The sequence below is a fragment of the Embleya sp. NPDC055664 genome (genome assembly GCF_053618075.1).
The window spans coordinates 1-26,211 of the sequence record NZ_JBSHGZ010000046.1 but is presented as its reverse complement, the minus strand read 5'-3'; the positions used below and the strand labels follow the sequence as shown (position 1 = coordinate 26,211).

Annotated in this window: 21 protein-coding genes and 2 pseudogenes; 12 read left to right on the top strand and 11 right to left on the bottom strand. The window is 72.1% G+C overall.

Going from position 1 to position 26,211, the window contains the following annotated elements; all coding sequences use genetic code 11:
- Nucleotides 1–71 precede the first annotated feature (71 nt).
- Together ACWGR4_RS42680 and ACWGR4_RS42675 are read right to left on the bottom strand one after the other, a co-directional pair.
- On the bottom strand, nucleotides 72–1,037 hold the full coding sequence (locus ACWGR4_RS42680) for a glutamate ABC transporter substrate-binding protein (RefSeq protein WP_078980331.1): 966 nt from the start codon (nucleotides 1,035–1,037) through the stop codon (nucleotides 72–74).
- Nucleotides 1,038–1,108: 71 nt separating this feature from the next.
- Nucleotides 1,109–1,876: an amino acid ABC transporter ATP-binding protein gene (locus ACWGR4_RS42675; protein WP_380003703.1), complete on the bottom strand. Its 768-nt coding sequence runs from the start codon at nucleotides 1,874–1,876 to the stop codon at nucleotides 1,109–1,111.
- Between the two features lie 148 nt (nucleotides 1,877–2,024).
- Here ACWGR4_RS42675 and ACWGR4_RS42670 point away from each other — a divergent pair, with 148 nt between their 5' ends.
- From ACWGR4_RS42670 to ACWGR4_RS42655, 4 genes are all read left to right on the top strand, one after another.
- Nucleotides 2,025–3,179, top strand: coding sequence for an ROK family transcriptional regulator (locus ACWGR4_RS42670; protein ID WP_380003704.1), 1,155 nt, complete (start codon nucleotides 2,025–2,027; stop codon nucleotides 3,177–3,179).
- Nucleotides 3,180–3,298: 119 nt separating this feature from the next.
- Nucleotides 3,299–3,943: a cysteine hydrolase family protein gene (locus ACWGR4_RS42665; RefSeq protein ID WP_452132592.1), complete on the top strand. Its 645-nt coding sequence runs from the start codon at nucleotides 3,299–3,301 to the stop codon at nucleotides 3,941–3,943.
- A 105-nt stretch (nucleotides 3,944–4,048) separates the two neighbouring features.
- Nucleotides 4,049–5,029, top strand: a complete 981-nt coding sequence (locus ACWGR4_RS42660) for a sporulation protein (RefSeq protein ID WP_452132591.1) — start codon at nucleotides 4,049–4,051, stop codon at nucleotides 5,027–5,029.
- A gap of 310 nt (nucleotides 5,030–5,339) precedes the next feature.
- Complete coding sequence (locus tag ACWGR4_RS42655) at nucleotides 5,340–5,927, top strand: response regulator transcription factor (RefSeq protein ID WP_380003707.1); 588 nt, start codon at nucleotides 5,340–5,342, stop codon at nucleotides 5,925–5,927.
- Nucleotides 5,928–6,009: 82 nt separating this feature from the next.
- Here the strand turns inward: ACWGR4_RS42655 and ACWGR4_RS42650 are convergent, their stop codons facing one another.
- The 8 genes from ACWGR4_RS42650 to ACWGR4_RS42615 form a co-directional block, all read right to left on the bottom strand.
- The gene (locus ACWGR4_RS42650; RefSeq protein ID WP_452132590.1) at nucleotides 6,010–7,752 is read right to left on the bottom strand and encodes an ATP-binding cassette domain-containing protein; all 1,743 of its coding nucleotides are present in this window, start codon (nucleotides 7,750–7,752) and stop codon (nucleotides 6,010–6,012) included.
- On the bottom strand, nucleotides 7,749–9,578 hold the full coding sequence (locus tag ACWGR4_RS42645; RefSeq protein WP_452132589.1) for an ABC transporter ATP-binding protein: 1,830 nt from the start codon (nucleotides 9,576–9,578) through the stop codon (nucleotides 7,749–7,751). Before ACWGR4_RS42645 ends, ACWGR4_RS42650 begins: the two co-directional genes overlap by 4 nt.
- 191 nt (nucleotides 9,579–9,769) lie before the next feature.
- A complete protein-coding gene (locus tag ACWGR4_RS42640; protein WP_078980719.1) occupies nucleotides 9,770–9,901 on the bottom strand; it encodes a SapB/AmfS family lanthipeptide in 132 nt (43 codons plus the stop codon).
- Nucleotides 9,902–9,997: 96 nt separating this feature from the next.
- Nucleotides 9,998–12,736, bottom strand: coding sequence for a class III lanthionine synthetase LanKC (lanKC, locus tag ACWGR4_RS42635; RefSeq protein WP_452133820.1), 2,739 nt, complete (start codon nucleotides 12,734–12,736; stop codon nucleotides 9,998–10,000).
- A 962-nt stretch (nucleotides 12,737–13,698) separates the two neighbouring features.
- Nucleotides 13,699–14,544, bottom strand: a complete 846-nt coding sequence (locus tag ACWGR4_RS42630; protein ID WP_452133821.1) for a 5-oxoprolinase subunit C family protein — start codon at nucleotides 14,542–14,544, stop codon at nucleotides 13,699–13,701.
- Nucleotides 14,545–14,735: 191 nt separating this feature from the next.
- Complete coding sequence (locus ACWGR4_RS42625; RefSeq protein WP_452133822.1) at nucleotides 14,736–15,353, bottom strand: 5-oxoprolinase subunit B family protein; 618 nt, start codon at nucleotides 15,351–15,353, stop codon at nucleotides 14,736–14,738.
- A complete protein-coding gene (locus ACWGR4_RS42620; protein ID WP_452133823.1) occupies nucleotides 15,350–16,153 on the bottom strand; it encodes a LamB/YcsF family protein in 804 nt (267 codons plus the stop codon). The genes ACWGR4_RS42625 and ACWGR4_RS42620 overlap by 4 nt, the downstream gene beginning before the upstream one ends.
- Nucleotides 16,150–16,872 (bottom strand): GntR family transcriptional regulator, encoded by a 723-nt coding sequence (locus ACWGR4_RS42615; RefSeq protein ID WP_380003714.1) that lies wholly within the window; start codon nucleotides 16,870–16,872, stop codon nucleotides 16,150–16,152. Before ACWGR4_RS42615 ends, ACWGR4_RS42620 begins: the two co-directional genes overlap by 4 nt.
- 158 nt (nucleotides 16,873–17,030) lie before the next feature.
- On the opposite strand from ACWGR4_RS42615, the gene ACWGR4_RS42610 reads away from it, so the two are divergent.
- The 5 genes from ACWGR4_RS42610 (at nucleotide 17,031) to ACWGR4_RS42590 (ending at nucleotide 21,507) form a co-directional block, all read left to right on the top strand.
- A complete protein-coding gene (locus ACWGR4_RS42610) occupies nucleotides 17,031–17,774 on the top strand; it encodes a DUF969 domain-containing protein (RefSeq protein WP_452133824.1) in 744 nt (247 codons plus the stop codon).
- Complete coding sequence (locus ACWGR4_RS42605) at nucleotides 17,771–18,739, top strand: DUF979 domain-containing protein (RefSeq protein WP_452133825.1); 969 nt, start codon at nucleotides 17,771–17,773, stop codon at nucleotides 18,737–18,739. Before ACWGR4_RS42610 ends, ACWGR4_RS42605 begins: the two co-directional genes overlap by 4 nt.
- Nucleotides 18,740–18,870: 131 nt before the next feature.
- Nucleotides 18,871–19,521, top strand: a complete 651-nt coding sequence (gene pcp, locus ACWGR4_RS42600) for a pyroglutamyl-peptidase I (protein WP_452133826.1) — start codon at nucleotides 18,871–18,873, stop codon at nucleotides 19,519–19,521.
- 307 nt (nucleotides 19,522–19,828) lie between these two features.
- Nucleotides 19,829–20,461 (top strand): hypothetical protein, encoded by a 633-nt coding sequence (locus ACWGR4_RS42595; protein WP_452133967.1) that lies wholly within the window; start codon nucleotides 19,829–19,831, stop codon nucleotides 20,459–20,461.
- A 377-nt stretch (nucleotides 20,462–20,838) separates the two neighbouring features.
- Nucleotides 20,839–21,507 (top strand): class F sortase, encoded by a 669-nt coding sequence (locus ACWGR4_RS42590; protein WP_452133968.1) that lies wholly within the window; start codon nucleotides 20,839–20,841, stop codon nucleotides 21,505–21,507.
- 1,340 nt (nucleotides 21,508–22,847) lie between these two features.
- On the opposite strand, the gene ACWGR4_RS42585 is transcribed toward ACWGR4_RS42590, so the two are convergent.
- The gene (locus ACWGR4_RS42585; protein WP_452133969.1) at nucleotides 22,848–24,668 is read right to left on the bottom strand and encodes an MFS transporter; all 1,821 of its coding nucleotides are present in this window, start codon (nucleotides 24,666–24,668) and stop codon (nucleotides 22,848–22,850) included.
- On the opposite strand from ACWGR4_RS42585, the pseudogene ACWGR4_RS42580 reads away from it, so the two are divergent.
- The 3 genes and pseudogenes from ACWGR4_RS42580 to ACWGR4_RS42570 all read left to right on the top strand — a co-directional run.
- Nucleotides 24,658–25,170, top strand: a pseudogene (locus ACWGR4_RS42580) (TetR/AcrR family transcriptional regulator C-terminal domain-containing protein); the annotation flags it as partial. The gene ACWGR4_RS42585 and the pseudogene ACWGR4_RS42580 sit on opposite strands and share 11 nt — an antisense overlap.
- A 224-nt stretch (nucleotides 25,171–25,394) precedes the next feature.
- Nucleotides 25,395–25,553, top strand: a pseudogene (locus ACWGR4_RS42575) (GntR family transcriptional regulator); the annotation flags it as partial.
- Between the two features lie 108 nt (nucleotides 25,554–25,661).
- A complete protein-coding gene (locus ACWGR4_RS42570; protein WP_452133970.1) occupies nucleotides 25,662–26,120 on the top strand; it encodes a GntR family transcriptional regulator in 459 nt (152 codons plus the stop codon).
- Nucleotides 26,121–26,211 lie beyond the last annotated feature (91 nt).

Genomic DNA, 26,211 nt, shown 5'->3' with positions numbered 1-26,211 from the left:
GGGTGGGGGGGGGGTGTGGGTGTGCGGGGGGGGGGGGGGGGGCGGCCCCCCCCCCCCCCCCACCCCGGGGCTCAGGAGCCGGGGACGCCGCCGATCGCGGGCGGCGTCGGCGGGTTGCCCTCGACGACCGTGCCGAGCGTCTGCTTCCAGACCGTCTGCCACGAACCGTCCTGGCCGATCTTGCGCAGCCAGTCGTTGACGAACGTCTTGAACGCGGCGTCGTCCTTCTTCAGGCCGATGCCGTACGGGTCGGAGGTGAACGGCTCGCCCACGACGGTGGTGTCGGGGTTCTGCTTCACGTCGGCCACCAGCAACGCCTGGTCCTGCACGTACGCGTCGCCCCGGCCCTGGCGCAGCGCCGTCACGCACTCGGGGTCGCTGCCGAAGGTGACCACCTTCGCGTCCGGCGCGACCTGCTTGATCGCGGCGATCGCGGGCGTGTTGGCGCCGGCGATCACGGTCTTGCCGTTCAGGTCGGCGGGCGTCTTGATCCCGCTCGCGCCCTTCTTGGTCAGGATGGCCTGGCCGGAGGAGTAGTACGGGCCCGCGAAGGCGACCTGCTCGGCCCGCTTCGGGGTGATCGTGTACGTCTGGAAGACCACGTCGACGGTGCCGTTCTGCAGCAGCGCCTCACGGGTCTCGGTGGCCGAACTGACGATCTTCACCTCGGGCTTGCCGATGATGTACTTGGCCAGCAGCCGGCCCATCTCGGCGTCGAACCCGTCGGTCTTGCCGGATATCGGGTTGAGCTGCGACCACAGCGGCGCGTCCTGGGAGCCGCCGACGATCAGGTAGCCGCGCTCCTTGATCTTGGCCATCGTGGAGCCGGGCAGGATCGCGGCGTCGGGCGCGCCCTCGGCCTTCTTGGCGACGTCCTCGCCGGCCGGCTTGCCGCCGGGGACGGCGTCGGACGAGGAGTCGCTGGAACACGCGGCCAGCACGCTCAGGGACAACGCGGCCAAAACGGCCGGAACGGCGGTACGCAGCCGACGCGATGACGCGCCGGAGCGCGGGCGACGCAGGGGGAAGCCGGACATCGGGGCCTTCCTTTGCAGCTAGGCAGGGGTACAGAGGGGACGGGACGGACGGGCCCGGCGGAGCGCGGGCGTCAGTGGCTGAGCACCTTGGACAGGAAGTCGCGGGCGCGGTCGGTGGTGGGGGCGGTGAAGAAGGTGTCGGGCGTGCCGACCTCGACGATCTGACCGTCCGCCATGAACACGACGCGGTCGGCGGCCCGGCGGGCGAAGCCCATCTCGTGCGTGACCACGACCATGGTCATGCCCTCGCGGGCCAGGTCGACCATGACGTCCAGGACCTCGTTGACCATCTCCGGGTCCAGCGCGCTGGTCGGTTCGTCGAACAACATCACCTTGGGCTGCATGGCCAGCGCCCGGGCGATGGCGGCCCGCTGCTGCTGACCGCCGGAGAGCTGGGCCGGGTAGTGGTCGGCCTTGTCGGCGATGCCGACCCGGTCCAGCAACTCCCGGGCCCGGCGCTCCGCGTCGGCGGCGGACAGACCCTTGACCCGGGTCGGGCCGAGGGTGACGTTCTGTAGCACGGTCTTGTGCGCGAACAGGTTGAACTGCTGGAAGACCATGCCCACTTCGGTGCGCAGCCGGGCCAAGGCCCGACCCTCGGCGGGCAGTTCCTCGCCGTCCAGCAGGACCACGCCCGAGTCGACGTTCTCCAGCCGGTTCAGGCAGCGGCACAGCGTCGATTTGCCCGCGCCCGACGGGCCGATCAGGACGACGACTTCGCCGGCCGCGACGGTCAGGTCCACGTCGGTCAGCACGCGGACCGCGCCGAACGACTTGTTGATGGCCCGCGCCTCGACCATGGGCGTCACTACGGCGGAAGAAGGCGACGCGGGCTTCATCAACGCTCCATCTTTGTTCGGAATCGAAGTTTCAGGTGACAGTAGAAGCGAAATTCGAATAAAGTCAATGCCTTGCTGGTTATTACGGGGTGTGCTATTCCTGTCACTGCCGTACCGCAGCAGGTGTGCCTCGAACGGGAGTGGAACGTTGGGTGGAAGCGCGGGTGACCTGGTGCGACTGGTGGCCAAGGGGCACGGTCGATCCCGGGCGGAACTCGCCCGGTTGAGCGGCATGGCACCGTCGAGCGTGTCGCTGCGCGTCGAGGAGTTGATAGAGGCCGGCCTGCTCCGCGAGGACGGCGAGGGCGCCTCCCGAGGCGGGCGCCGACCCCGACAGTTGCGCCTGCACGAGAACGCGGGCGTCGTGGTCGCCGTCGACGTCGGCACCCATCACGTGCGCATGGCGGTGCTCGACCTGGCCGGCCGGGTGCTCCTGGAACACGAACTCCCGGGCGAGATCGCCGAAGGCCCCGAGCGGGTGATCGAACGACTCCTGGACAACCTGCGCATGACGCTGCGTCAGGCCGAGGTCGAGCACCTGCCGCTGCTCGGCGTCGGCATCGGCATGCCCGGACCCGTCGACCCCGGCGAGGCCAAGGTGGTCGCCCCGTCCCGGATGCCCGGCTGGAACGACTTCCCGATCGGCCGCCGGATGAGCGAACTGCTCGGCGTACGCGTGGTGGTGGAGAACGACGCCAACCTGATGGCGGTCGGCGAACACCGCTACGGCTGGCCGGACCGGGACAACCTGATGGCGGTCAAGGCCGGCACCGGCATCGGCTGCGGCATCATCGTCTCCGGCCGACTGCATCGCGGACGCGGCGCCGCCGGCGACATCAGCCACGTCCCCGTACACGTGCCCGAGCCGGTCACCTGCTCGTGCGGCCACTCCGACTGCCTGGAGGCGCACGCCAGCGGCGCGGCGCTGCGCCGCATACTGCGCGCGCAGGGCATCGAGGTCACCTCCTCGCGCCATCTGGTCGAACTGGTCAACGACGGCGTGCCGGAGGCGACCACGCTGGTCCGCAACGCGGGCCGGCTGGCCGGGCAGGTGCTCGTCCCGCTGGTGAACTTCTTCAACCCCGACGTGCTCGTCCTGGGCGGCGGCCTGTCCGCCGCCGAGCCGTTCGTGGCCGCCGTACGCGGGGCGATCTACGAACGCTGCCTCCCGCTGGCCACCCGCGACCTGGAGATCGCCACGGCGGTCACCGGCCGGGACGCGTGCATGCTCGGCGCCGGCAGCCTGGTCCTGGACGAGGTGCTCGCGAGCGAGTGGGTGGACGACACGCTGGCGGCGCGCTGACTCCGGCTCCGGCTCCGGCTCTGTCCCGGGAACGGATCTTCTCAACCTTGGGATATAGAGCTACTGTGGCGTCCGTCAATTCAACGCCATATCCAGACGGTGTCGAGGAGGTCCGCGTCATGGGCTACCAGGTGAGTACCGTCGATCCGGCGCGCACCGCGCTGATCGTCGTCGACGTGCAGCACGACTTCATCTCTCCCGGCGCGCCGCTGGAATCGCCCGCCGGGCGCGCCATGTTGCCCACCCTCGCCGGCCTGCTCGACCTGTGTCGCAAGGCCGGGATCATGGTCGTCTACACCGCGCACGTACACCGCGCCGACGGCTCCGACCGGGGGCGCTACGGCGACCTGTACCCGCCGATCGCGTCGGGCGAGGCGCTGGTCGACGGCACGCCCGGGAGCGAGATCCACCCCGACGTGGCGCCCGCCGAGGGCGAGGTGGTGGTCAAGAAGCACCGCTACAGCGGATTCCACGGCACCGATCTGGACATGCTGCTGCGCGGTCGGGGCATCACCATGGTCGCGGTGACCGGCGTGACCACCGAGGACTGCGTGCACGCCACCGCCCGGGACGCGATGTTCCGCGACTACTGGACGCTGGTGATCGCCGACGCCTGCGCCACCTACGACCACCCCGACCTGGGCTGGGGCGCGATGTCGGCCGAGGAGGTGCACCGCGCGGCGCTGGTGGTGCTGGCCCAGTCCACGGCCGACGTGGTCACCTCGGAGCAGTTCGCCGAACGGGTGCGCGAGGTGGGCGTGTAGGCCCTCCCGGGGCGCTGTGATTTAAAAGTTGCGCAAGTACGCAACTATCGGAGCTTCGTGCGCGTTCCTATCTGCGACCGCACATCTCCGAAAGGAAAGCACCAGATGGTGTTCAACCGTGTTCTCGATGCCATCGGCGTGGGCGCCCCCGACGTACGGACGACGTTGTCGACGCCCGTGACCCGGCCCGGTGAAACCCTCCGGGGCCGGGTCACCGTCGTCGGCGGCAGCCGCCCGGCCGAGGTCGGCAGCGTGACGTTGTCCCTGGTCCTGTCGACGGCCGCCGGCATCGGGCGTCCCGCCGGCGCAGGCGAGGGCCCCATCCCCTTCGCCGACGCCGTGGTGAGCGGCCCGCTGCGGCCGGCCGCGCGGGAGGAGCGGGAGTTGCCGTTCACGTTCCCCGTGCCCTGGGAAGCGCCGTTCACCACCGTCGCGGGGCAACGTCTGGCGAACCCGGCGGTGGGGCTGCGCACGTTGATGGCCCTGGACGGTCGTCGCCGGCGGCACGCCGCCGACGCGGTCGACATCGAGCCGCTGCCGGTGCAACAGCGGGTCCTGGAGGCGGCGTCGGCGCTCGGCTTCACCTTCAAGGACGCCGATCCGACGATGGGTCGGTTCGGCGCCGAGCAGGACCTGCCGTTCCGCCAGGAGGTCGCGTTCCACGTCGCCCCGCGTTACGCCGACAGGTGCGGGGAGGTGGCGTTGTCCTTCCGCTCCACCCCGAACGCCACCCACGTCTCGGTGCGTGTGGGCCCGCGCGGCGAAACGTTCGGCCTCGGCCCGGGCCTGGGCGTCGACACCGGCACCCGCCTCGACCACACCGACCTGAGCAAAAACCTTGCGGGCACCGTGGACACCTGGATCCGGCGCGCCGTCGAGGAGTACGCGGCACGTACCCCGCACGGCGGTTCGTCGTACGACGCGATGCGGCCGAGCCCCTGGGTGAACACCGGCGGCGAGGCCGGATCGCAGGCCGGCGCGCGCGGCGGCGGCTCCGGCCTGGGCGGGATGGCGACCGGCGCGGCGGCGGGCTTCCTGGGCGGCATGCTCGCAGAGGAGGTCTTCGGCGACGACGACGATGACTGAGCCTGAGCCCCGGGCTTGAGCCCCGAGCCTGAGCCCCGAGCCGACGCCGGCCTCGGCGGCCGACTCCTCGGCGCGCAAGCCCCGTATACCCCGGCCGGCGATGGCGCGGGCGGCGTGTCCGAAGTCCTTCGAACCCTCGGTTGATAGCGGCCCGGCTCGATCATGGTTCGACAGGAGACGAGAACCCGAGATCTGAATGTCGCATTAAAGAATCATCCGATTACAGGTAGTGCTGAGACTCTCGGGATGGGGTACCTATCGACGTGCTTGGCGGGCACCTCAGGCGCGTCGGCACAGACTGGGGGCGGACATGATCAGGGTTCTCTTGGTGCACGACACGGAGCTGATGAGATCGGCGCTGACCGCGCTGCTCGATCGGGAGGAGGACATCGAAGTGGTCGCCGAGAGTTGGGAGAGCGCTCCCGACCGGGCGCGTGCCCAACGTCCGCACGTATGCGTGGTGGACGTGGACTGTCCCGGCGCATCCCGTTTACCGAGTCGTCCCGTCGACCGGGACTGCGCATTGCTGGTACTGGCCACCACCGCGCGGCCGGGCAGCCTGCGCCGGGCGGCGGAGGCCAAGGCGCTGGGCTTCGTGGACAAGGACGCCCAACCGCTGCAACTGCCGCGCGCGATAAGACTGATGGCCAATGGCCGCCGCTACGTGGACGGTACGCTCGCGCTCGACCTGCTGCGCGCCGCGACCGCACCGCTGACGCCGCGCGAACTGGGGGTGCTCTCGCTCGCCGCGAAGGGCGCCTCGGCCCCGGAGATCGCCCGCAGCCTGCGGCTGAGCATCGGGACGGTACGGAACTACATGTGCGCGATCACCCGCAAGACCGGTGCCCGCAACCGGATCGACGCGATCCGCATCTCGCGCGACGCCGGGTGGGTCTAGGGTCCGTTTTTCTTGTGGCGGACCTGGCGGGGCCACGCCTCCTGGCCCCGCACGCCGCCGCCCCCGGAGCCCGGACGGCCGATCAGATGCGTTCCGCGTGCCAGTGGCCGACCAGGTCGCGGTACAGCGGTGACCGGTCCAGGAGTTCCCGATGCGTCCCGCACACCGCGTGCACCCCGTCCAGCACCAGGATCCGGTCGGCCCGATGCGCCGAACTGATCCGGTGAGCCACCACGATCAGCGTCCCGGGCCGTTCGGCGAAGGCCCGTTCGGCCCGATCCTCCGCCGCCGGATCGAGATGGCAGGTGGCCTCGTCCAGGAGCACCAGGGGTGCGGGTGACAGGTGCGCCCGGCCGAGCGCGAGCAATTGGCGCTCGCCCTGGGACAGGGAGGCGGGGTCCACCGGCGCGTCGAAGCCGCCCAGTCGGTGGATCAGGGGCAGCAGACCGACCGCGGCCGCGGTCGCGGTCAGCGCGGCGGGCGACGCGCCGTCCGGGCACAGGTACAGCAGGTTCTCCCGGACGCTGCCGGTGAACACGTACGCCTGCTGCGGGATGAGCACGCGTCGGCGGGAGGGTTCGGCAGCGATCGGCGTCACCGGTTGCCCCGCCACCCGGATCTCGCCCCGGTCCGGTTCGAGCAGGCCGGCGATCAGCGCGGCCAGCGTCGACTTGCCGATCCCGCTGGGGCCGACCACCACGAGGTGTTCGCCGGGTTCGACGGTCAGATCCAGGTCGCGCAGGACCGGCTGGGCGTTCGGGCCGTACGCGAAGGTCAGCCCGCGTATCTCGACCCGGGCGGAGGCGCCGCGTTCGGCCGCGGGGCTGTCCCGCTCCTCGGCAACCGGCTCGCCGTGAACGGCACTTCGCGGCCCGGAGGTCAGTCGATCGAGCACGACCAGCAGCCGTGTCCCCGCCGCGCCGAGTGCGTTCATCAGGGTGTGCAGGGCCGGCAGCAGGGCCTGGGTCAGGTAGGTCAGCGCGCCCAGCAGGGCTCCGGCGGTCAACCCCTGCCGCAACAACCAGGGCGCGGTGACCAGGAGCAGCAACACCGGCAACTGCCCGGCCACGCCCAGCGCGACGGTACGGGCCGCGGCCCACCGGGCCAGGACCCGCGCCGCCCGGGCCTCGGCCTCGATCAGGGCATGCGTCCGTGCCGCGACCGACTCCCCGGCGCCCGCCGCCACTACGTCGCGCAGCCCCTCGGCGACCGCGCCGAGCTGCGTCGACAACGCCTCGTCGGCATCGAGGAACACCCGCTGCCGGGCCGCCATCGGCGCCAGCGTGGCCAGGAACAACGCCAGGCCGAGCACCAGCGGGGGCAGCACTACGATCAGCAACTCCGGGGCCAGCGCGCCGAGTCCGAGCAGCACGCCGAGCATGGTGAAAACGAACGAGCGGGCCACCAGGACCAGTCCGGCGAAGCTGTCCCGGGCAAGTTCGGTCTGATTGGTCAACCGGGACACCACCGCCCCGTCCGCCGCGCGCGACGGGGCCTCGATCGCCTCGGTCAGGGCCCGGTCGGCCACCCGGCGGATCAGCCCGTCGCGCAACGGCTCGACCAGGTCCGCCAGTCCGCGAAACACCCCGCCGGTGGCCGCCCCGCCGCAGATCACCGCCACCGCCGCGACCACGAGCCAGGCGAGGCCGGTACCGGTGTGGCCGGCCAGGAAACCGTGGTCGAGCGCCATCGCCACGCCGTAGCCGCCGAGGAAGGTCTGCGCCGATTCCAGGAGGGACCACGCGCCGAGCCGGACCAGCACCCGCCTGCGTCGGGCCAGGAAACGCCGGGCCAGGGCGGGCACCCCGGAACGCTCCTCGGTCACCTGCCCTCCCGGGTCGAATGCCCATCCCCGATCGGGCCATACCTCGATGTCCCGGTCGAGTCCCGGGTCGAACCGGGGCCCGGCGACGCGTCGTCCGCCTCGGCGGCGACGAACACCGCCCGGTAGTCCGCCTCTTCCCACAACCGCTCGTGTGTTCCGACCGCGCGCACCCGGCCCGCCTCCAGCCAGGCGACCAGATCGGCCCGGGCCGCCGAGGACACCCGGTGGGCGATCAGCAGCCGGGTACCCGCGCGGACGTCGTGGACCAGGGCCCGATCCACCCGCAGTTCGGTGACGCTGTCCAGGCTGGACGTCGCGTCGTCCAGCACCAGCAACCGGCCCGCGTGCGCGAACGCCCGAGCCAGGCCGAGGCGTTGCAGTTCGCCGCCGGACAACGGCGCGGTCGTGCGCGGCGCGGCATACCCGCCGGGCAGCAGTCGGATGAAGGTGTCCGCGCCGGCCGCGGCGGCGGCGGCCTCGATCCCGGCGGGCTGCGGTCGGTAGGGCCCGAAAGCGATGCCGTCGGCGATCGTCTCGCCGAACAGGGCGGGCCGTTCGAACGCGTAGCCGACCTCGCGGCGCAACCGCGCCGGGTCGATCTCGGTCAGCGGCACGCCGTCGAGCAGCACCACGCCCGCGTCCACGTCGCACAACCGCCCGGCGACCGCGGCGAGCGTCGACTTGCCCGCGCCGGAGCGCCCGACCACGGCCATCGTGGCGCCGCCGGGCACGACCAGATCCACGCCGCGCAACACCGGTTCGCCGCCCCGAAGTACGGTGACCCCGCACAGTTCGAGCCGCCCGGGACCGTACGCCGGCAACGCTCGGGTGCCGTGCCGCATCGGCGGGATCGCGAGCAGTTCGGCGGTGCGCCGCGCGGCCGAACGGCTGCGCACCAGCGCGTCCAGGCCGCCGACCGCCACGCCCAGCCCGGCGGCGAGCGCGGTGTAGCGCGAGGCGGCGAGCAGTTCGCCCACGGTCAGGTGCCCGCCGGCCAGCCGTACCCCGCCGACCGCGAGCACCGCCGTGCTCAGCAGCGGGACCAGGATGCCCGCTCCCGCCATGGCCCGCCCGTACACCTGCCACATCCGCCGCCCCTGCGCGTTCAATCTGGGCAACGGGTCGAGGATCCGCTCGAGTTCGCGGGCCGCACCGCCGGCAGCGGCGATGCTGCGGGCGCCGCCCAGGGCCTCGACCAGTCGGGTGGCGATCTCGCCCTGGACCTTCTGGTAGCCGGACACGCTCTCCGAGGAACCGCGGGCGAAGGCACGCAACAGCCAGACCAGTAGCGGGACACCGGCCAGGAACACCGCGAGCAGCCACGGGTCGATCACGCCCAGCGCGACCAGACCACCGATCGGGACGAACAGCGTGGCCAGGCCGGCGGCGGCGGTGGTCGGCGCGGTGCTCGCCTCGGCCACGTTGCCGGTGAGTCGGGTGACCAGATCGCCCGGTGCGTGTTCGCCGGCCCGGTGCGGGGCGAGCGAGAGCAGGTGGTCCACGCCGAGTCGGCGCAACCAGGCGGCACTTCGGGCGGTGACGACCCCGCCGAGCAGGGCCTCCAGGGCGGTGCAGACGATCTCGGCGACGATCAGCACCGCGCACAGGACGACCGCGCCGTGCAGGCCGTCGGCGTCGTCGAGCAGCAGGTCGAGGGTGTGGCCCAGGACGGCCGGGAGCACGATCGCGACGCCGGCGGCCACCGCGCTGCACAGGAAGACGGCCGCGGTGCGGCCCGGGCTGTGGCGCATGGCGCCGGCCAGCAGATGGGCGGTCCCGGGGGGCGCGGCCGATGCGCCGTAGGGGGTGCGGTCCGTGGCGGCCATGCCGGCGCGGTTCCTCGCTTTCGTCGCGGGGGTGTGGGGGGTGTTGGAGGTGTGGGGGCGTGGGGGTGCGGGGGTAATGCACGAACAGCGGTCCCGGGCGGAATGCCGCCGCCCGGGACCGCTGTCGACTCGTCCTGGCTACCTCGGGGTGCTCAGAGGCGTGCTCGGAGCCTCCCGAAGAGAGGCAGAGGTCAGCGGCACTGAAGCAGGCTCAGGCTGCTGTTGCCGCAGAGCAGGAGGCTCACGTTGCTGCCGCCGCCGTGGCCGCCGCCGCCCAGCTCGGTCTCCTCCGCCGCCATCGTCTGCAGGTCGAGAAGTGCCATGGTGATCATTCCTCTCGGTAGTGGAACGGGATGGTGCCGCGGCCCGCCCGAAGGGTGGGCCGATTCTGCCTCGGTCCGTGAAGAACGGGACCGGCTTCAGGGCCGCCGAGGCGGCGGGAGGAAGGGCAGATGCACGGGATGGTCGTGCAGGGAGCTGCCCAGTGCGAGCAGGCAACCGGCGGTGCCGGTGCCCAGGTCCATGGAGAGCCGCATCATCTGGTCGCCGGCGAAGGCGAGTTCGCCCCGGTAGGGGATCGCGCCCCAGGAGAGCGTGTCGGCCAACCGGCGCAGGTCGGCGGCACGTGTGTCGGGTGTGTGGGGTTCATCGGGTGTGTGATGTTCGTCGGCGGTGGTGCGGCTCAGGTGCAGGATCATCCCCGCGGTGCCCCGGAACAGGCCGGGGTGGGCGTAGAACCGGGCCCGGGCGGCCCGGGCGATCTCCAGCCGGGCGGCGGCGAATTGCTCGTCGGGTCGGTGCGCGAGGCAGTCGTCGAGGACCATGGCGATGCCGATGCTGCCGGCGCCGAGGTAGGGCATCGTACGGCGGCCCTCGCTCACGTGCAGGGCGCCGCCGATGGCGACCACACAGCGGGCCAGGTCACTGCGCAGCGCGTCCGCGGCGGCGTCCAACAGGCCCGGGTCGCGCAGCCGTTCGTACAGGCGCAGGAAGAGGAGGGCGCCGCCGGTGGCGCCGTACAGGAGGCCGGCTCGGGTCGGCGGGGGGCCGGTGCGGATTCGGTCGGCGACCTGTTCGGCCCAGGCCAACGCCCGATCGTGCAGAGCGTGTTCGCCGGTGGTGCGGGCGAGGTCGTCCAGCGCGAGGGCGAGTCCGGCCAGTCCGCTGTGCAGGTCCACGCCGAGGCCGTGCCGGTTCTGACCGAGGATCAGGTCGACCAGGTCGAGGGCGCGATCGCGGTGACCCAGGCGCTCCATCATCCAGGCCACGCCGGACAGGCCGTCGTAGAAGCCGGGTGGGTTGCCGGCGGGCGGGTTCTTGGTCGCGCGCAACAGCCATTCCTCGCCCGCCGGGTGGCGTTCGGCGCCGGTCTCGGCCAGCGCGTACAGCACGCCGGCGGCCCCGGAGCCGAGGCACGCCCCGCCGCCCGGGACGGCGAACTGGGCGATGTCGCCCGGGTAGCAGCGGTCCTCGCGGTCGGGGGTGGCGGACAGGATGATCGCCCGGGCCATCGAGTCGCGGCTGCGCGGCCAGTCGGCGAGGGCTACGGGGAGGTAGCCGTCAGAGGCGGTGGGCGAACTGTTGGACGTGGTGGTCCCCACCCGGTTCGGCCCGGGGGTCGAGGCGTCGGCGCGGGCGTGTTCGGGCTTGGGGATGTCGGCGCGGGCGTGCTCGGGGGGCGTACCGGATCCCCGCTCGGGAGGCGTACCGGATTCGCGTTCGGGTGCCGGGTCGTACCCGCGCAGGATCTCCTCGACCGCCGGGTCCAGCCAGCCGGCCGGGATCGGGAACTCCGCGAGCGCGACCTGGGCCAGGTGCCGTGCCTTGTTCCGGTCCACCGCGAACAGGCTGGTGAGCGGCAGGAACAGGGCGATCCGCAGACAGGCGAGCGCATAGCGGTCGATGTCGAAGCCGCGTCGGTCGGCGGGCGCCACGAAGCCGGGGCTGGCAACCACCTGACGGCGCGTGTCGTCGTCGATGGCGGCGGCCTCGAAGTCGAGGAGTGTGACCGACTGTTCGTCCTCGGGGATCATGATGTTGAACAGGTGCAGGTCGTTGAAGACCACGCCCCGCGCGTGGATCGCCTCGACGGCGTCGGCCACGAGGCCGTAGATCCGCATGGCCCACGCGGTGTAGTCGGCCAGGGACTCCGGCGTGGGGTCGGTCTCGATCAGCGGGTGGCGGAGTGCGAAGAGGGTGTTCAGCGGGCGGCCCTCGACGAACTCCAGGACCAGGAACCGGTGATCGCCGAGGGTGAACCAGTCGCGCACCTCGGGTGTGCAGGCCAGTCCGCTCAACCGGCGCAGGGCGTCGCGCTCGCGTTCGAGGCGGGTGACCGCGTCCGCGCCGTCGGCGCCCAGTCCGGCGTGCGGGCGGGCCTCCTTGAGGACGACCTGCTCGTCGGTGCGCGGATCCCGGCCCAGGTAGACCCCGCCGCCGTTGGAGAAGTGCAGCGCACGCTCGATCCGGTACGGGAGTTCGCCGACCGTGGTCGCGGTGCGGGCGGCCAGGTGGGGCTCCAGGAACGCGGGCAGATCCAGCCACGGCGGTACCTGGAACGTGGGTTCGCGCCGGTCCGGGACGAGCGTGCCGGTGTCGTCCTCGATCGCCGGACACAACTCGCCGCGCGCATCGCGGCAGTTGCGCTCGGTGAAGCTGCCGTAGCGCAGGAACACCGGTCCCTCGCCCCAGCGCAGATCGCTAAGGATGTACGGCCCCGGCTCGCCGGCCAGACGGGCGGACAGCTCCTCCGCGACCACGCGACACTGCTCGTCGTCGGCGGGGTAGACGGTGACGAACTTGCCGCTGGCCGCGCGGTCGGCGTACTTGCCGTTGCGGTTGTGCAGCAGATACGGGCTCGGCATGCACTTGAACGCGATGCCGCGCGGGATGCAGTAGTCCCAGACGACGGTCAACACCCGCTCGGCATTGGCGTGTACGGCGGAGATGTGGATCTTCCAGCCCTGCTCCGGCAGTTCGCACGGATCGGGCCGGAACGCGAGCCAGTCACCGGAGGGATTGCGCAGCCAGCCGTCGGGGAGTTCGCGGTTCAGCGTGGCGTAGTGCGTGGCCAGGCCGGCGTCGTCCGCGCGCAGCCGATACGGCGCGTCGTAGAACAGCCGATCGGCGTCGCAGAAGACCGCGTATCCCTGATTCATCGCACTCCTATTCCATCCGGAAGCCCGGGTGCCAACCGGAACACTGCCGGCGCCCCGAGGCCGCCGAAAGTCGCATTCGTCATCAATGCGGAGTGAGGAATTCATGGGTGAGGGTGTGATGAATTCATGGACAAATCGGGCGAGCTGCTGGGTGAGTGGGGGTGATGTGCAAGCGGCTGGGCCGGGCCGCGAAGGCGGGCTCGGGGCTGCTACCGGCGAGTACGCGTCCGGGTGGGGAGTGGGGTGGACGTGGGGAGGGGGTGGGGCTGTGGCGACGGCGGGGGTGGGGGCGCGCCGGTGGTGGCGGGGGTACCGTGACGGTGCTGCGGTGCGGTGCTGCGACGCGGCGGTTGGGCGGGCGGGGGCGTTATCCGCGAACCGGGGGCACCGGCCGGGGTCGGGTCGAGTCCGCCAGTGGCCTTCCCGAGTGGGTCGGTGTTTGCGGTGGGGGTTGCCTCTCGGTCGGGTGGTGCCGGTGCGGGGTCGGTCGGAGTCGCCGGGTCGGCCGCCGCCGGCGTGCGGGGCTCCGGGACCCAGGGATCCCGACGAGACGGGCGCGTTGCTCACCGAAAACCGGCCGGCAGCGGCGGGGAGGGTGGGCGCTTGGGTCGTCCGCCGGCGGTCCTTCCCGGGTGGGTCGGGCGTTCCCGGCGGTCGTTGCGCCTTGGGTTGCGGGTGCCTGGTGCGGGGCTGGTCGGAGTCGCCGGGTTGGCCGCCGCCGGCGTGCGGGGCCCTCCGGGGCCGGCCTGGGGATGGTGGCGGGACGTGCTTGTTGGTCGGGGGAACCGGCTGGTGGTAGCGGGGAGAGTGGGGGTGCGGTTGCCCCCGCCAGGGGCCTTTCCGGGTGGGTCGGGCGTTTGTGGCGGGGGTGCGTCTCGGCTGGGTGGGGCCGGGTTTGGGTGGCTTTGGGTGGCCGATTGTGGAGGGCTTTTTGGGTTGGAACGGCCGCGTGGGGTCAGGGTTCAGTGGGTGGTGGGGGTGAATCTGACCGGGGTGCCCGGGGTTGCTTGGGCGGCGGCGGGTAGGTGTTCCTCTGGGACGACGCCGATTACCGGGTAGCCGCCGGTGACCGGGTGGTCGGCCAGGAACAGGACCGGGCGGCCGTCGGGCGGGACCTGTACCGCGCCCAACACCATGCCCTCGCTGGGGAGTTCGTCGGTGCGTGCCCAGGTCAGGGCGGGGCCGTCGGTGCGTAGTCCGATGCGGTTGCTTGCCGAGGCCACGGTGTAGTGGGCGGCGCCGAGGGAGTTACGGGCGGCCTCGGTGAACCAGTCCTGCCGGGGGCCGAGTACCAGGGGGAGCACCAGTTCGGTGGGCGGGCCCGATCGGCGGTGGACGTCCGCGCCCGGTGGGGCGGGGCCGGTGGGCTCGCCGAGTGGGAGCAGGTCGCCGTCGGCGAGTGGGGGCGGGCCGAGTCCGGACAGGAGGTCGGTGGATCGGCTGCCCAGGACCGGTTCGACCGCCACGCCGCCGGCGAGTGCCACGTACGTGCGCAGGCCGGCGGTGGCCGGGCCGACCTCGAGGACGGCGCCGGCCGGCACCCGGATCGCCGCGCCCCAGGCGACGGGGCGACCGGCGACGCGGACCGGGCAGGGTGCGCCGACCACCGCGGCCACGGTGGTTCGGCGCACCCGCACGGCGGTGCCCGTCAGAGTGGTCTCCAGGGTTGCCGCCTCGGGGGGATTGCCGACCAGGCGATTGGCGAGGCGGTGGGCCGGCTGATCGAGTGCGCCCGAGCGTGGCACTCCCAGGTGTGCGAAGCCGATTCGCCCCAGGTCCTGGACGGTGGTGAGCGCGCCGGCTCGCATAACCTCGATCGTGCGTGATGCGTCACTCACGTGGGTGGCCCGAGGCCTCTCCGACCCCGGATCGCGCTGCGCCGCCTCACCGCGACCGGCCTCCCGCCGGCGAGCCTCGCCCCGACCCGTCTCGCCCCGGCGCGGCTTGTCCCGCTCCGCCCGCCTGGCCTCGGTTCCGCCCACGCCGCCGCGTCCCGTGCTCACGGCCCCACCGCCACGAAGCGGACGCGGACACCGGGAGCGAACAGCGCGGCCGGCTCGCGGTCGGCGTCCCACAGGACCGCGTCGGTGCTGCCGACCAGTTGCCAGCCGCCGGGCGACGAGCGCGGATATACGCCCGCGTACTCCCCGGCGAAGCCCACCGAGCCGACCGGGACCGCAGTGCGCGGGGTGGCCCGGCGGGCCAGGTGATAGCGCTCGGGCAGGCCGGTCAGATAGCCGAAACCGGGCGCGAAGCCGCAGAACGCCACCCGGAAGGTGATCGCCCCGACGATCTCGGGGATGCGCTCGACCGGCTCGCGCCACAGTTCGGCGATCTCGGCCAGGTCCGGCCCGTCGTAGCGGACCGCGATCTCGATGTGTTCGCCCGCCTCCGGCGACAGCGGCGGGATGCGCCAGCCCGTGACGTCCGCGGCCAGCGCGGCGGGGTCGGCGAGCCCGTCGAGCAGGACGGTGCGGGCCGCCGGGACGATCTCCCGGACGGCCGGCAGCGTACCCGCCGCGCGCCGGCGCAGCAGTTCGGCGTGCAGTGCCTCGGCCCGGTCGGCCGTGTCCACCTCCAGGAGCAGTGCGTGTCGGCCCACCGGCAAGGTCCTCACGCGAACGGCTCCAGGGACACATCGGCGGCCAGCAGCGCGCGGCGGACCCGCAGCGCCGACTCGGCCGCGCCCGGGGTGTCGCCGTGCAGGCACAGCGACCGGGCCGAGACGGCGACCCGCTCTCCAGTGATGGCGACGACGGCGCCCTCACGCGCCATCGTCAACGAGCGGGCCACGACCCGGTCGCCGTCGTGAACGACGGCACCGGGTTCCGCGCGCGGCACCAGGGTGCCCCGCGCGGTGTATGCGCGGTCCGCGAACGCCTCGGGCACACAAGGCAGTTCGGCGGACTCGGCGGCTTCGAGCAGGCGCGAGCCCGGCAGCCCCAGGACCGGCAACGCGCCGCCGGCCAGGAGTACGCCGCCCACCACCGCGCCGGCCTGATCGGCATCCCACACGGTGCGGTTGTACAGCGCCCCGTGCGGCTTGACATAGGACACGCGCGAACCGGCGGCGCGCGCGAACACCTCCAACGCGCCGATCTGGTAAGCGACTTCGGCGGCCAGTTCGGCGGCGGGCACGTCCATCGCCCGGCGCCCGAAGCCGGCCAGGTCGCGGTAGGAGACCTGCGCGCCGATCCGCACACCGCGCTCGGCGGCCAGCTCGCACACCCGGCGCATGGTGACCGGATCCCCGGCATGGAAGCCGCACGCGACGTTGGCACTGGTGACCACGGAGAGCAACGCCTCGTCGTCGGTGAGCTGCCACCGCCCGAAGCCCTCGCCGAGATCGGCGTTGAGGTCGATCACGACGGAGTCCGAGTCCTCGCCCGTCGGGGCCGCGTCGGCGTTCACGCTCATGCGCCGTCCATTCGCATCGCGGTGCAGATCATCTCGCACGCGTCGTCGAGATACCGGTCCAGAACCACCGTCGCGCCGTCGAAGTCGCCGCCCGCGAGCAGGTCCACGATCTCCCGGTTGCGCCGCAGAAACGGTTCGTGCAGCGCTCTCGCCGAGGGCATGGCCAGGAAGGCCAGGCGCAGTTCGGCGATCAGGCGGGTCATGTACTCGTCGAGCCGCGGACTGCCCGCGAGCGCCACCAGGGCCCGGTGGAAACGCAGGTCGGCGGTGCCCACCTCGGCCCAGTCACCCGCCTCGGCCGCCGCCTCGCCGCCCGCGACCGCGGCGTGCAGGGCCGCGATCCGCTCCGGCGCCGCCGTACAGACCGCCCGCAGGCCGGTGCCTTCGAGGGCGCGTCGGACGGCGTAGATGTCGGTCACGTCGTCGGGGTCGAGCATCCGGACGAAGACGCCCCGGTTCATCTCGTGCACCACCAGGCGATTGTCGACCAGCGTGCGGAACGCCTCGCGCAGCGTGTTGCGGGAGACGCCGAGGGCGGCGCCCAAGGCCTGTTCGGAGAGCCGGGTGCCGGGTGGCAGGGCGCCCTCGGCGATCCGATCCCGCAACACCTCCGCGACGCGCTGCGCGGTGCCGGCGCGACCGAGGAGGTCGCGGTCGGCGGCCAGACGGCTGAGTGTATCGTCGCCGGAAGTCCGGGCAAGGTCGACATCTTGGGTCATACGGTGGAGTCCCCCAGAGTGCGACGAGCGGTGCGGGAGGAGTACACCAATTTCCCGCGCCGTTCACAAGGTCTTGTGGGATTGTTCAACAATAGCCTAGCCTCCTCGGCACCTCCTCGTCCCCACTGTTCGAGGACCCGAGCGTGGAAGGCTGCGCAATGATTGTGCTCCTCGGCGTCCTACTGGTGATCGTAGGGTTCGCCACCCGACGCAACCCCCTGTTGGTGGTCGGTGTCTCCGGTGTGGCCACCGGCCTGCTGGGCGACCTGTCGCCGCGTGAAGTGCTGGCCGCCTTCGGCAACGGCTTCGCGTCCAGTCGCGGCGTGACGATCTTCGCCATCACCCTGCCCGTCATCGGGCTCCTGGAACGCAACGGCCTCCAGGAACAGGCCCGTACGCTGATCGCGCGCTTCGGCAAGTTGACCACCGGCCGCTTCCTGGTGCTCTACCTGGGACTGCGGCAAATCACCGCCGCCGTGGGCCTGGTCAGCCTGGGCGGCCCGGCCCAGACGGTGCGCCCGCTCGTGGTGCCGATGGCCGAGGGCGCCGCCGAGCGCAGCCACGGCCCGCTGCCCGAGAAGACGCGCGAGAAGATCCGCTCGCACTCGGCGGGCGCGGACAACGTCGGCCTGTTCTTCGGTGAGGACTGCTTCCTGGCGGTCGGTTCCATCCTGCTGATCACGGGCTTCGTGAACACCACGTACCACCAGCACATCGAGCCGCTGCACGTGGCGCTGTGGGCGATCCCCACCGCCGTCTTCGCGTTCCTCATCCACGGCGCCCGACTGCTGCGCCTGGACCGCACGTTGGCCCGCGACTTCGCCGCGGCGCCGGCCGGTGCGGGGGCCGTCCCCGCCATGGCGTCCGCCGTCGACTCCGCCGCCGAGGGGACGCTCAAGTGATCAAGGTCGAATGGTTCTTCTGGCTGGTCGGCGCCGTCTTCCTGGTGATGGCCGCGCAGATGCTGGTGGATCGCAGCAATCCCAAGCGCTTCGGCAGCGCCGCGTTCTGGGGCCTGCTCGGCGCGGGTTTCATCTACAGCACCCGGGTCGTGGAGAAGACCTCCCCGGCCGAACCGCTGGGCGTGGCCGTGCTGGTGATGGTCTGTCTGGCCGGCTTCGGCTTCACCGGCAAGGGCACCGTGCCCACCACCAGCCGTGAGCAGCGGGTCGCCATCGCGTCCCGGCTCGGCAGCCGCATCTTCATCCCGGCACTGACCATCCCGGTGGTGGCGATGGTGTGCGCGGTGTTCGTGAAGAAGTGGCACATGGGTACCGAACCGGTGCTGCAGAAGGGCAGCGAGACCATCCTCGGGCTCGGCGTCGGCGCTATCGTCGCGCTCGTCGTGGGCATGCTGGTGGTCCGCGAGAAGCGGATCAGCGTGCCCGTGCACGAGGGCCGGTCGATGCTGGAGGCGATGGGCTGGGCCTTGCTGCTGCCCCAACTGCTGGCCACGCTCGGCTCGATCTTCCAGGTGTCGGGTGTCGGCAAGCAGGTCGGCGTGATCACCTCGAAGGTGCTGCCGGACGGCAAGATCTACGTCGCGGTGATCGTGTACTGCCTGGGCATGTTCCTGTTCACCATGATCATGGGCAACGCCTTCGCCGCCTTCCCGGTGATGACCGCGGCGATCGGCTGGCCGGTGCTGGTGGTCGAGGGCGGCGGCGACCCGGCCGTGGTGCTCGCGCTCGGGATGCTCGCCGGCTTCTGCGGCACGCTGTGCACACCGATGGCGGCCAACTTCAACATCGTGCCTGCGGCGTTGCTCGGGCTCAAGGACCAATACGGGCCGATCAAGGCGCAGTTGCCGACGGCGGGTGCGTTGCTCGTGGTCAACATCGGCATCATGTCGGCCTTCGCGTTCTGACCTCGCGTTTCGAGGTTTTGCGTTCCGGCTTGGCGTTTCGTTCTCGCGTTTTGTTCTCGCGATTCGTTCTCGCGTTCCGATCGGGCCCTTTCGTCACCCGCTTTGCTCCGCCGTTTCAGGAGGCATCACCGATGACCCGCGTACTCCTCACCGGATTCGACACTTTCGCCGGCGAGGCGAGCAATCCGTCGTGGGAGGCGGTGCGACTGGTAGCGGCGGAGCCCGGGGCCGCGGCGGACCTGGAGGTGACGGCGGTGCGGTTGTCCTGTGTATATGGGACCGCGCTCGACGAACTGCGGTCCGCCGTGGAGCGGGTCGACCCGGACCTGGTGGTGTGCGTGGGCCAGGCCGGCGGCCGGCCGGACGTCACGGTGGAGCGGATCGCGATCAACGTCGACGACGCCCGCATCCCGGACAACGCCGGCCGGCAGCCGATCGACGTCCCCATCGTCGAGACCGGGCCCGCCGCCTACTTCGCCGGCCTGCCGATCAAGGCGTGCGTCGCGGCGGCGCGCGCGGCGGGTGTACCGGCGTCGGTGTCCTCGACGGCGGGCACCTTCGTCTGCAACCACGTCTTCTACGGCCTGATGCACCTGATCGCCACCGAACGGGCCACCACCCGGGGCGGCTTCGTACACGTCCCCTTCGCCTCCGAGCAGGTGGCCGACCGTGCCGTCGCCTCGCTCCCGCTGCCCGCCATCGCCGACGCGCTGCGGGCGATCGTGACCACCGCCGCCATCCGTACCACCGACATCACCGCCCAGGGCGGAAGCACCCACTGACGCTTCCGGACCCGAGCCGTCGCGGCGTCATCCCACACACGGGGGTGGGATGCCGCCGCGACGGCGCGGGCGGGCACGCCGCAGGTCACCCGTTCGGGTAGACGGGGGCGGAAATGTGTCTCCGGTTCGTCGGGGCCGTGTGGGCGGGGAAACCGGGAATCCCATGCTTACGGAGCGTGGCTGTTCGGCCCCGTTTCGGGTGATTTCGGCGTGCGCGAGGGTACCCGCCCGGCTTACCTGGAAGTCGCGAGCACGGCTGTCCCAGCGGTAGGTCGCTATCGCGTCCGCGCTCGCCGGAGGTTCCATCATGCGTTCGATCCACAGGCTGCTCGGTCCGCCGTTGCTCGGCGCGAGTCTCGCCCTGGCCGCCCCGGCGCTCGCCTATGCCGCCGCACCGGCCTCGTCCCAGAGCAATCCGGCGGAGTGCGCAAAGGCGGTCGCCGACGCCGCGAAAGCGCAACTGGCGTACGACGCGGCCGTCGCCGACTACGGCAAGCACACCGCCACGGCCGCCGGCCGGCCCGACAAGTCCCACCAGGACCAACTCGAACGCGCCAAGAACGAGATGACCACCACCGCCTCGAACGCCGCCAAGCAGTGCCCGGACGCCACGGCCGCAGACGCCAAGGGTGCAGACGCGAAGGGTGCAGACGCCAAGGGTGCGGATGGCAAGGCCGCCGACGGCAAGGGCGCGGACGGCAAGGGCGCGGATGGCAAGGGTGCGGACGGCAAGCCCGAGTCGGCGCATGGCAACGCCCCCGGCCACGAGGACGCACACGCCGCAGCCCCCTCGGGCAGCATGCACACCGGCGCGGGCGGTACGTCCGACGGATCCGGCGACACCGACACCAACGCCGACATCGCCCTCGGCGCAGGCCTGTTCGCCGCCGGCGCGGGCCTGATCGTGCTGCACCGCCGCCGCAACGCCGGCAACCCCTGACCCCCACGCACCAGGTGCCCGCGCCGCCCGACCCACATCGGCGACGCGGGCACTCGGACGGCCACGGACGAGGGGGCGCGGCGGGCGCAGCGGCGGGCGGGGGCGCGACCCGGCGACGGCGCGGCCCGCGTTCGTGCCATCGATGGCGCTTCGCGCGCTTGCCGCCGGGGTCCGCGCCACCGGCGATGCTCTGCCCATTCGACTCGGCGGGCGTGCGCTGCCGACGTCGTGTGTTTCACCCACCTGCGCCCCGTCGACCATGTGTCGCTCCCTCACGTCAGTGAGTCGGCGCCACCACCGGCGGCGTGTGACGTCGGGCATCACCAGCAGCCCCGGGTCGATGTCGACCCACCTCGATCGCAGTGGCGGGAGGTTCGGTGGAGTCAGAAGTCGTCGCCGAGGAGCGTGTGGCGAAGCGGGGGATCGGGCCGGTCGGGGCGGGGGTGGTGGCGATATGTCTGGGGGTCGCGCTGCTCGTCAACGGCACCGGGACTCCGGGGCCGCCGCCGCAGCCCGGTGTCGCGGACGTGTACCCGGACGAGGCCCGACCCGCGCCGCAAGATCCGCCGCCGCTCGCCCCGCTGCCCGCCGCCGCGCCGACCCGCGTGCGGATCCCGGCCATCGGCGTGGACGCCCCACTGACCGGCCTGGACCTGGAGAGCAGCGGCAGGCTCGCGGCCCCGCCGACCGACGAGCCCAACCTCGCGGGCTGGTATCGAAGGGGCACGTCGCCCGGCTCCGGCGGCACCGCGATCGTGGCCGGACACGTGGACACCGACCAGGGCCCGGCCGTCTTCTACCACCTCGGGGCGCTGCATCGCGGCAACACGGTCGAGGTCGATCGCGCCGACGGCGGCACCGCGGTCTTCACGATCGACGCGATCGAGGTCTACCGCGCCGAGCACTTCCCGGACCGACGGGTCTACGGCGCCACCAAGACAGCGGAACTCCGCCTGATCACCTGCGGCGCCGGCTTCGACCAAACCACACGGCGCTACATGGGCAACGTGGTCGCCTTCGCCCACCTCACCAGCCACCACACATAACTGCCGGCGGAAGGGAACCACGCCCGCCGACGAAGCACCGCCCGGCAATCACCCACGGCAGCGGTTCGACCCGGCCGAACAGCGCCGCTCGGGCAGCGTGACGGCCTTCACCCACCGCACCGACCACCACGTGTGCAGCCGCCGGCGGGGAGGGGACCACGGCCCGTCGATGGAGCGCCGCCCGGTGATCCCTCGCGGCGGTGGTTCGACCCGGCGGAGCAGCGCTTCCTGGGCCGCGTGATGGGCTTCACCCCCTCGCCCGCCACCACGCGTAGCCGCCGCTGGAGTCATGGAGTTTCCTGCCGGCGCGGTGACGCCCCAAGGGTCACCTGCTGCGGCGGCCGGCAGCGGGGGAGCGGGTGGGTGGTCGGGTCGGGTTCTCCGGGTGCCTTCCTGGGTGGATCGGGGTGTTTCGGGGGTGTTTGAAGGGGTGTTGGGGTTCGTGACCGGATCGCGGTGGGTGGTTGTGGGCGTCGAGCTTCGGTGACCTGCGGTTTTGTGTGGTTGGGGTGGAAAGTCGGGCGTCGAGTGCCGGTTTCGTGTGCTCCGGCCTCTTGCACCGTCGCTGTGGAGACCGAAATTGCCCGGTCGGGGTCGGGCTTCGATTGCTGCGACCTCGCGGAGGTCGTTGAGACCACCGAAAGTGCCCAGCGAGGTCGAAACCGGATCCCGAGGCGCTCGAAACGGCTTCTCTTCCCGTTGACCTGCGGTTTTCTCTCGCGCCGAGACCACGGCACTTCACGCCGTCCGGTTTGGTGAACTCCCGCCCCCCAATACGTCCATCGCACCTCGTCCGGTTGTAGTTACCGTCATAGGCACTCGACCTGCCGGTCTGTTGCCGCAGGCCGAGAGCGCTGGTGGACGGATCCAGCCCGTCCGGCGTTTGAGGACGAGTGGGCCGCAGGCCGGTTGCCGGGCTTGTCGGCCGAGGTTGCGGCGACTGGCGAATACATTCGGCTCGTTCGGCGTCCCAGGGCAACCGGGTTGCAGGTTGGTGGGCGGCCCGGTTGCGGTTCGCGGGGGAGTGCGATCGCCTTCGGCTTGGCCGTGGTTGAGGGCGGGCGGGCCGCAGGTGGGTGGGCAACGGCTGCGGTCCGCTTTGGGGTGCGATCGCCCTCGGCCCGGCCGTGGTTGAGATCCGGTGGGCCGCAGGTGGGTGGGCGATGGCTGTGGCTTCGTCCGCAGTGCGCGTGCCATCGGTCCGGCCGGTGTTCGAGGCCGATCGGTTGTCGGGTGGCGTGTGGGTGTTCGAGTCCAATTGGACCGACTGATGCCACCGCGCCCCGACGGCGGGTGGGCCGTCGGGGCGTTGTGGTGCGAGATCGTCCGGGTGTGGGAGGTCAGTGGGCCGCCGCTGCGCAGGTGGGGGCGGGCTCGGCCGACGCCGGTTGGGCTTCGCCGCCCTCCGGGCTCGCAGCCTCGGCGGCCACTGCCCCGGCGGCCATGGCCCCCGTGCCCTCGCTCTGGGCGTCCACGATCCTCGCGCCCACGGCGCCTTCGGCGCCTGCGCGCTTGCCCTCGCTGTCGGCCTTGGCGCTCTCGGCCATGGTGCCCACCACCCCTGTGGCCACGCTCATGTCGCTCTGGGCGCCCGCGGCCACGATGCCCACCGCGCCTGCGGCCACAGTGCCCATGGCTTTCACGCTTTCGGCCACGGCGCCCACGGTCCCCGCCACCTCTGCTCCCGTGCCCTCGCTCTCGGCCTCTGCCCCCGCCCCAGTCCCCGTGGCCTCCGTTCCCGTGCCTGCGCCCTTGGCCCCCGCCCCTGCGCGCTTGGCCCCCGCGCCCGCGCCTGCGCCCTCGGCCCCGGCGCCTGCGCGCTTGGCCTCCGCGCCTGCGCCCTCGGCCCCGGCGCCTGCGCGCTTGGCCTCCGCGCCTGCGCCCTCGGCCTCCGCGCCCGTGGCCTCCCCGGGGTCGGTCTGGTTGCGGATCAGGAGTAGGGCGAGGGCGGCGGCCAGGATGCAGGCTGCGGCGGTCCAGAAGCCGGCGGACATTGCCGTGGTGAAGGCCTCGCGGGCGGTGTTCGCCAGGTGGTGGTCGCCGGCGGTGTCGGCCATGGCGAGTGCGTCCGAGATCGACTGCTTGGCCTGTTCGGGGGCCGTGTCGGGCATGGCGCCGGTGTAGGTGCCGGACAGGATGCTGCCGAGGACGGCCACTCCGAGCGCCGCGCCCGCCTGCTGCACCGTGTCGTTGAGCGCCGAGCCGACGCCGGCGTGCTCGGCCGGTACCGCGCCCATCAGCGCCGCCGTCGCCGCGGGCATCGCCAGCCCGCTGCCGATTCCGATCAGCACGGTCGCGGCGGAGAGCAGTGCGAAGCCGGCCTCCGACGGCAGGCTCGCCACGGTGCCGAAGCCGACCGCGATGACCACCAGGCCGACCGCCGTCATCGGCCGGTTGCCGATCCTGTTGCCGAGCGTGGCGCCGATGCCGTTGAACAACAGCGACGCGACCGCCATCGGGGCGAAGGCCAGACCGGTCCTGCTCGGCGAATAGCCCAGCACGAACTGGAGGTACTGGGTCAGGATCAACATCAGCCCGCCGTTGGCGAACGTCAGCAGGACCAGCGAGAAACCGGCACCGCTGAACACCCGGTTCCGAAACAGCGCGAGCGGGACCATCGGGTGCGCGGTACGGGTCTCCCAGAAGCCGAACGCCACCAGCACGACGACCGCGACCACGAGCGAGATCCGCGTACCCGGGTGGGACAGACCACCGTTGGCCGACTCGATGATCGTCCACACCAGCGCGGTCATGCCGACCATCGACAGCACCATGCCCAGCGGGTCGGACTTGCGCCACGGCCCCTTCGACTCCGGCATCAGCACGAGCGCGGCGATGATCGCGACGATCGCGATCGGCACGTTGATCAGGAACACCGCGCCCCACCAGAAGTGCGCGATCAGCACGCCGCCGACCACCGGCCCGCCGACCAGACCCACCATGGCCACCGCACTCCACGCGGTGATCGCCTTCCGCCGCTCCTCGTCGTCGAACACGGTGATCAGGATCGAGAGCGTGCTCGGCATGATCAGCGCCCCGCCGACGCCCATCAGTACCCGACCGGCGATCAGCTGCTCCGGGTTGGCGGCGAAGGTCGCGGCCAGCGAGGGTACCCGCTTGGGCGCGGGGGCCAGCTCGCTGTACCGGCACGTGGCCAACAAGGACGAGCTGATCGAGCTGGTCGTCGACGAGGTCTACGGCGAGTTGACCGTGCCGGATCCGGGGGATCCGGCGAACTGGCTTGCCGCGATCGGGAGTTGCGCGTACAGCGTGCGCGCGATGGTGCTGCGCCATCCCTGGGTGGCGGCGGTGCTCGGCCAGGTGGGACTGGCCTACCTGGGGCCGAACGTGATTCGGCTGTCCGAGCGCATGCTCGCCGTGGTCGAGGGCGCGGGCTTCGCCGTCGAGGAGAGCGATCAGGCGATGAGTACGGTCCTGGCCTATGTGATCGGGATGGCCACCAGCGAGGGGGCCTACCTGGCCATGCTCGCCCGCAGCGGTCGGACCGAACAGGAATTGATGGAGAGCCTGCAACCCAGCGCCGAGGAGGCGATGCGCGACCATCCCCGGGTCCGGGAGAGCCAGTCGGCGATGCGCGGCAGGGATCCCGAGCAACTGCGCGAGGCGAACTTCGACTACGGCCTCCAGCGCATGCTGGACGGCCTGGCGGTCCGCCTCGAACTCTCGCAACCGGCTGATCCACGAGGGAGTTCGCGGCGGCCGGTGAACCCGCCGCGCCGGACGCAGGGCCCGTCGGGGCGGGTGCCGGAGCCGCCGGCGGGCGGCGGACGGGGGTCGGGTTCCGGCGGCTATCCTGGCCGCTCCGGCCTCGGGTCGAGCGGGCCGGGAATCGTACTCCTGGTCGCTCGGCCGGTCTGGGGAACCCCTTGTCGTCGTTACCGTCGTCGGCGGACATCAAGTCCGAGCAGATCGCCGCGGAGATCCGCGACGCGATCCGGCTCGGCACACTCCAACGCGGGACGCTGTACTCCGCGCGGGAGTTGGGCGAACGGTTCGGTGCCTCCCGGACGCCGGTACGGGAGGCCCTGCTCAAACTGGCGGACCTGGGACTGGTCCGGATCGAACGCAACCGCGGCGCGCGCGTGCTCGGCCCGGACGGGCGCGGCGTGGTCGAACTGTGCAGCCTGCGCGTGTTGTTGGAGCCGCCGGCGTGCCGCAGCGCCGCGGCGGTGATGACCACCCGCGACGACGAGGAACTGGCCGCCCAACTGGCGATCATGGCGGCGCACCCCGACGCCGGCCCCGAGTACTTCGCCGCCGACGAGAAGCTGCACGATGTGATCCTGCGGGCCGGCGGAAACCGGCGACTGGCCAAGTTCGTCGGCGAGTTGCGTCAGACGTTGGCACTGGACGGGCGGCTCAGCGTACCCAGGTACCAGTCGGTGGAGACCGCGCTCCGGGAGCACACCGACATCGTCGAGGCACTGCGCCGGCGCGACGGGGTGGCCGCGGAGAGCGCGATGCGCAAACACGTCGTGCGCTCGGGGGAGTTGCTGGTGGCCAACACCGGCGAGGACAGCTGGGGTCTGGTCGCGGAATGGCGCCGCTGGGTGGGAATCGCGGGGACGACGGGCGAGCGCCCGCTGTTCTGATCGGGGGTATGCCCCCGGCTCGGTCTTCGTCGACCGCATCTCCGCATCCGATCCGCGCCTGCCGGTCGGCGGGGTCGACGTCCGGGCAAGC

Bases quoted from the DNA above. Each gene is read 5' to 3' on its own strand.
- ACWGR4_RS42665 (WP_452132592.1), top strand. From the start codon at position 3,299: ATGGGCTACCAGGTGAGTACCGTCGATCCGGCGCGCACCGCGCTGATC.
- ACWGR4_RS42640 (WP_078980719.1), bottom strand. From the start codon at position 9,901: ATGGCACTTCTCGACCTGCAGACGATGGCGGCGGAGGAGACCGAGCTG.
- ACWGR4_RS42675 (WP_380003703.1), bottom strand. From the start codon at position 1,876: ATGAAGCCCGCGTCGCCTTCTTCCGCCGTAGTGACGCCCATGGTCGAG.
- ACWGR4_RS42615 (WP_380003714.1), bottom strand. From the start codon at position 16,872: ATGACCCAAGATGTCGACCTTGCCCGGACTTCCGGCGACGATACACTC.
- pcp (WP_452133826.1), top strand. From the start codon at position 18,871: ATGACCCGCGTACTCCTCACCGGATTCGACACTTTCGCCGGCGAGGCG.
- ACWGR4_RS42610 (WP_452133824.1), top strand. From the start codon at position 17,031: ATGATTGTGCTCCTCGGCGTCCTACTGGTGATCGTAGGGTTCGCCACC.
- ACWGR4_RS42655 (WP_380003707.1), top strand. From the start codon at position 5,340: ATGATCAGGGTTCTCTTGGTGCACGACACGGAGCTGATGAGATCGGCG.
- ACWGR4_RS42630 (WP_452133821.1), bottom strand. From the start codon at position 14,544: ATGCGAGCCGGCGCGCTCACCACCGTCCAGGACCTGGGGCGAATCGGC.
- ACWGR4_RS42595 (WP_452133967.1), top strand. From the start codon at position 19,829: ATGCGTTCGATCCACAGGCTGCTCGGTCCGCCGTTGCTCGGCGCGAGT.
- ACWGR4_RS42620 (WP_452133823.1), bottom strand. From the start codon at position 16,153: ATGAGCGTGAACGCCGACGCGGCCCCGACGGGCGAGGACTCGGACTCC.
- ACWGR4_RS42660 (WP_452132591.1), top strand. From the start codon at position 4,049: ATGGTGTTCAACCGTGTTCTCGATGCCATCGGCGTGGGCGCCCCCGAC.
- ACWGR4_RS42680 (WP_078980331.1), bottom strand. From the start codon at position 1,037: ATGTCCGGCTTCCCCCTGCGTCGCCCGCGCTCCGGCGCGTCATCGCGT.
- lanKC (WP_452133820.1), bottom strand. From the start codon at position 12,736: ATGAATCAGGGATACGCGGTCTTCTGCGACGCCGATCGGCTGTTCTAC.
- ACWGR4_RS42645 (WP_452132589.1), bottom strand. From the start codon at position 9,578: ATGGCCGCCACGGACCGCACCCCCTACGGCGCATCGGCCGCGCCCCCC.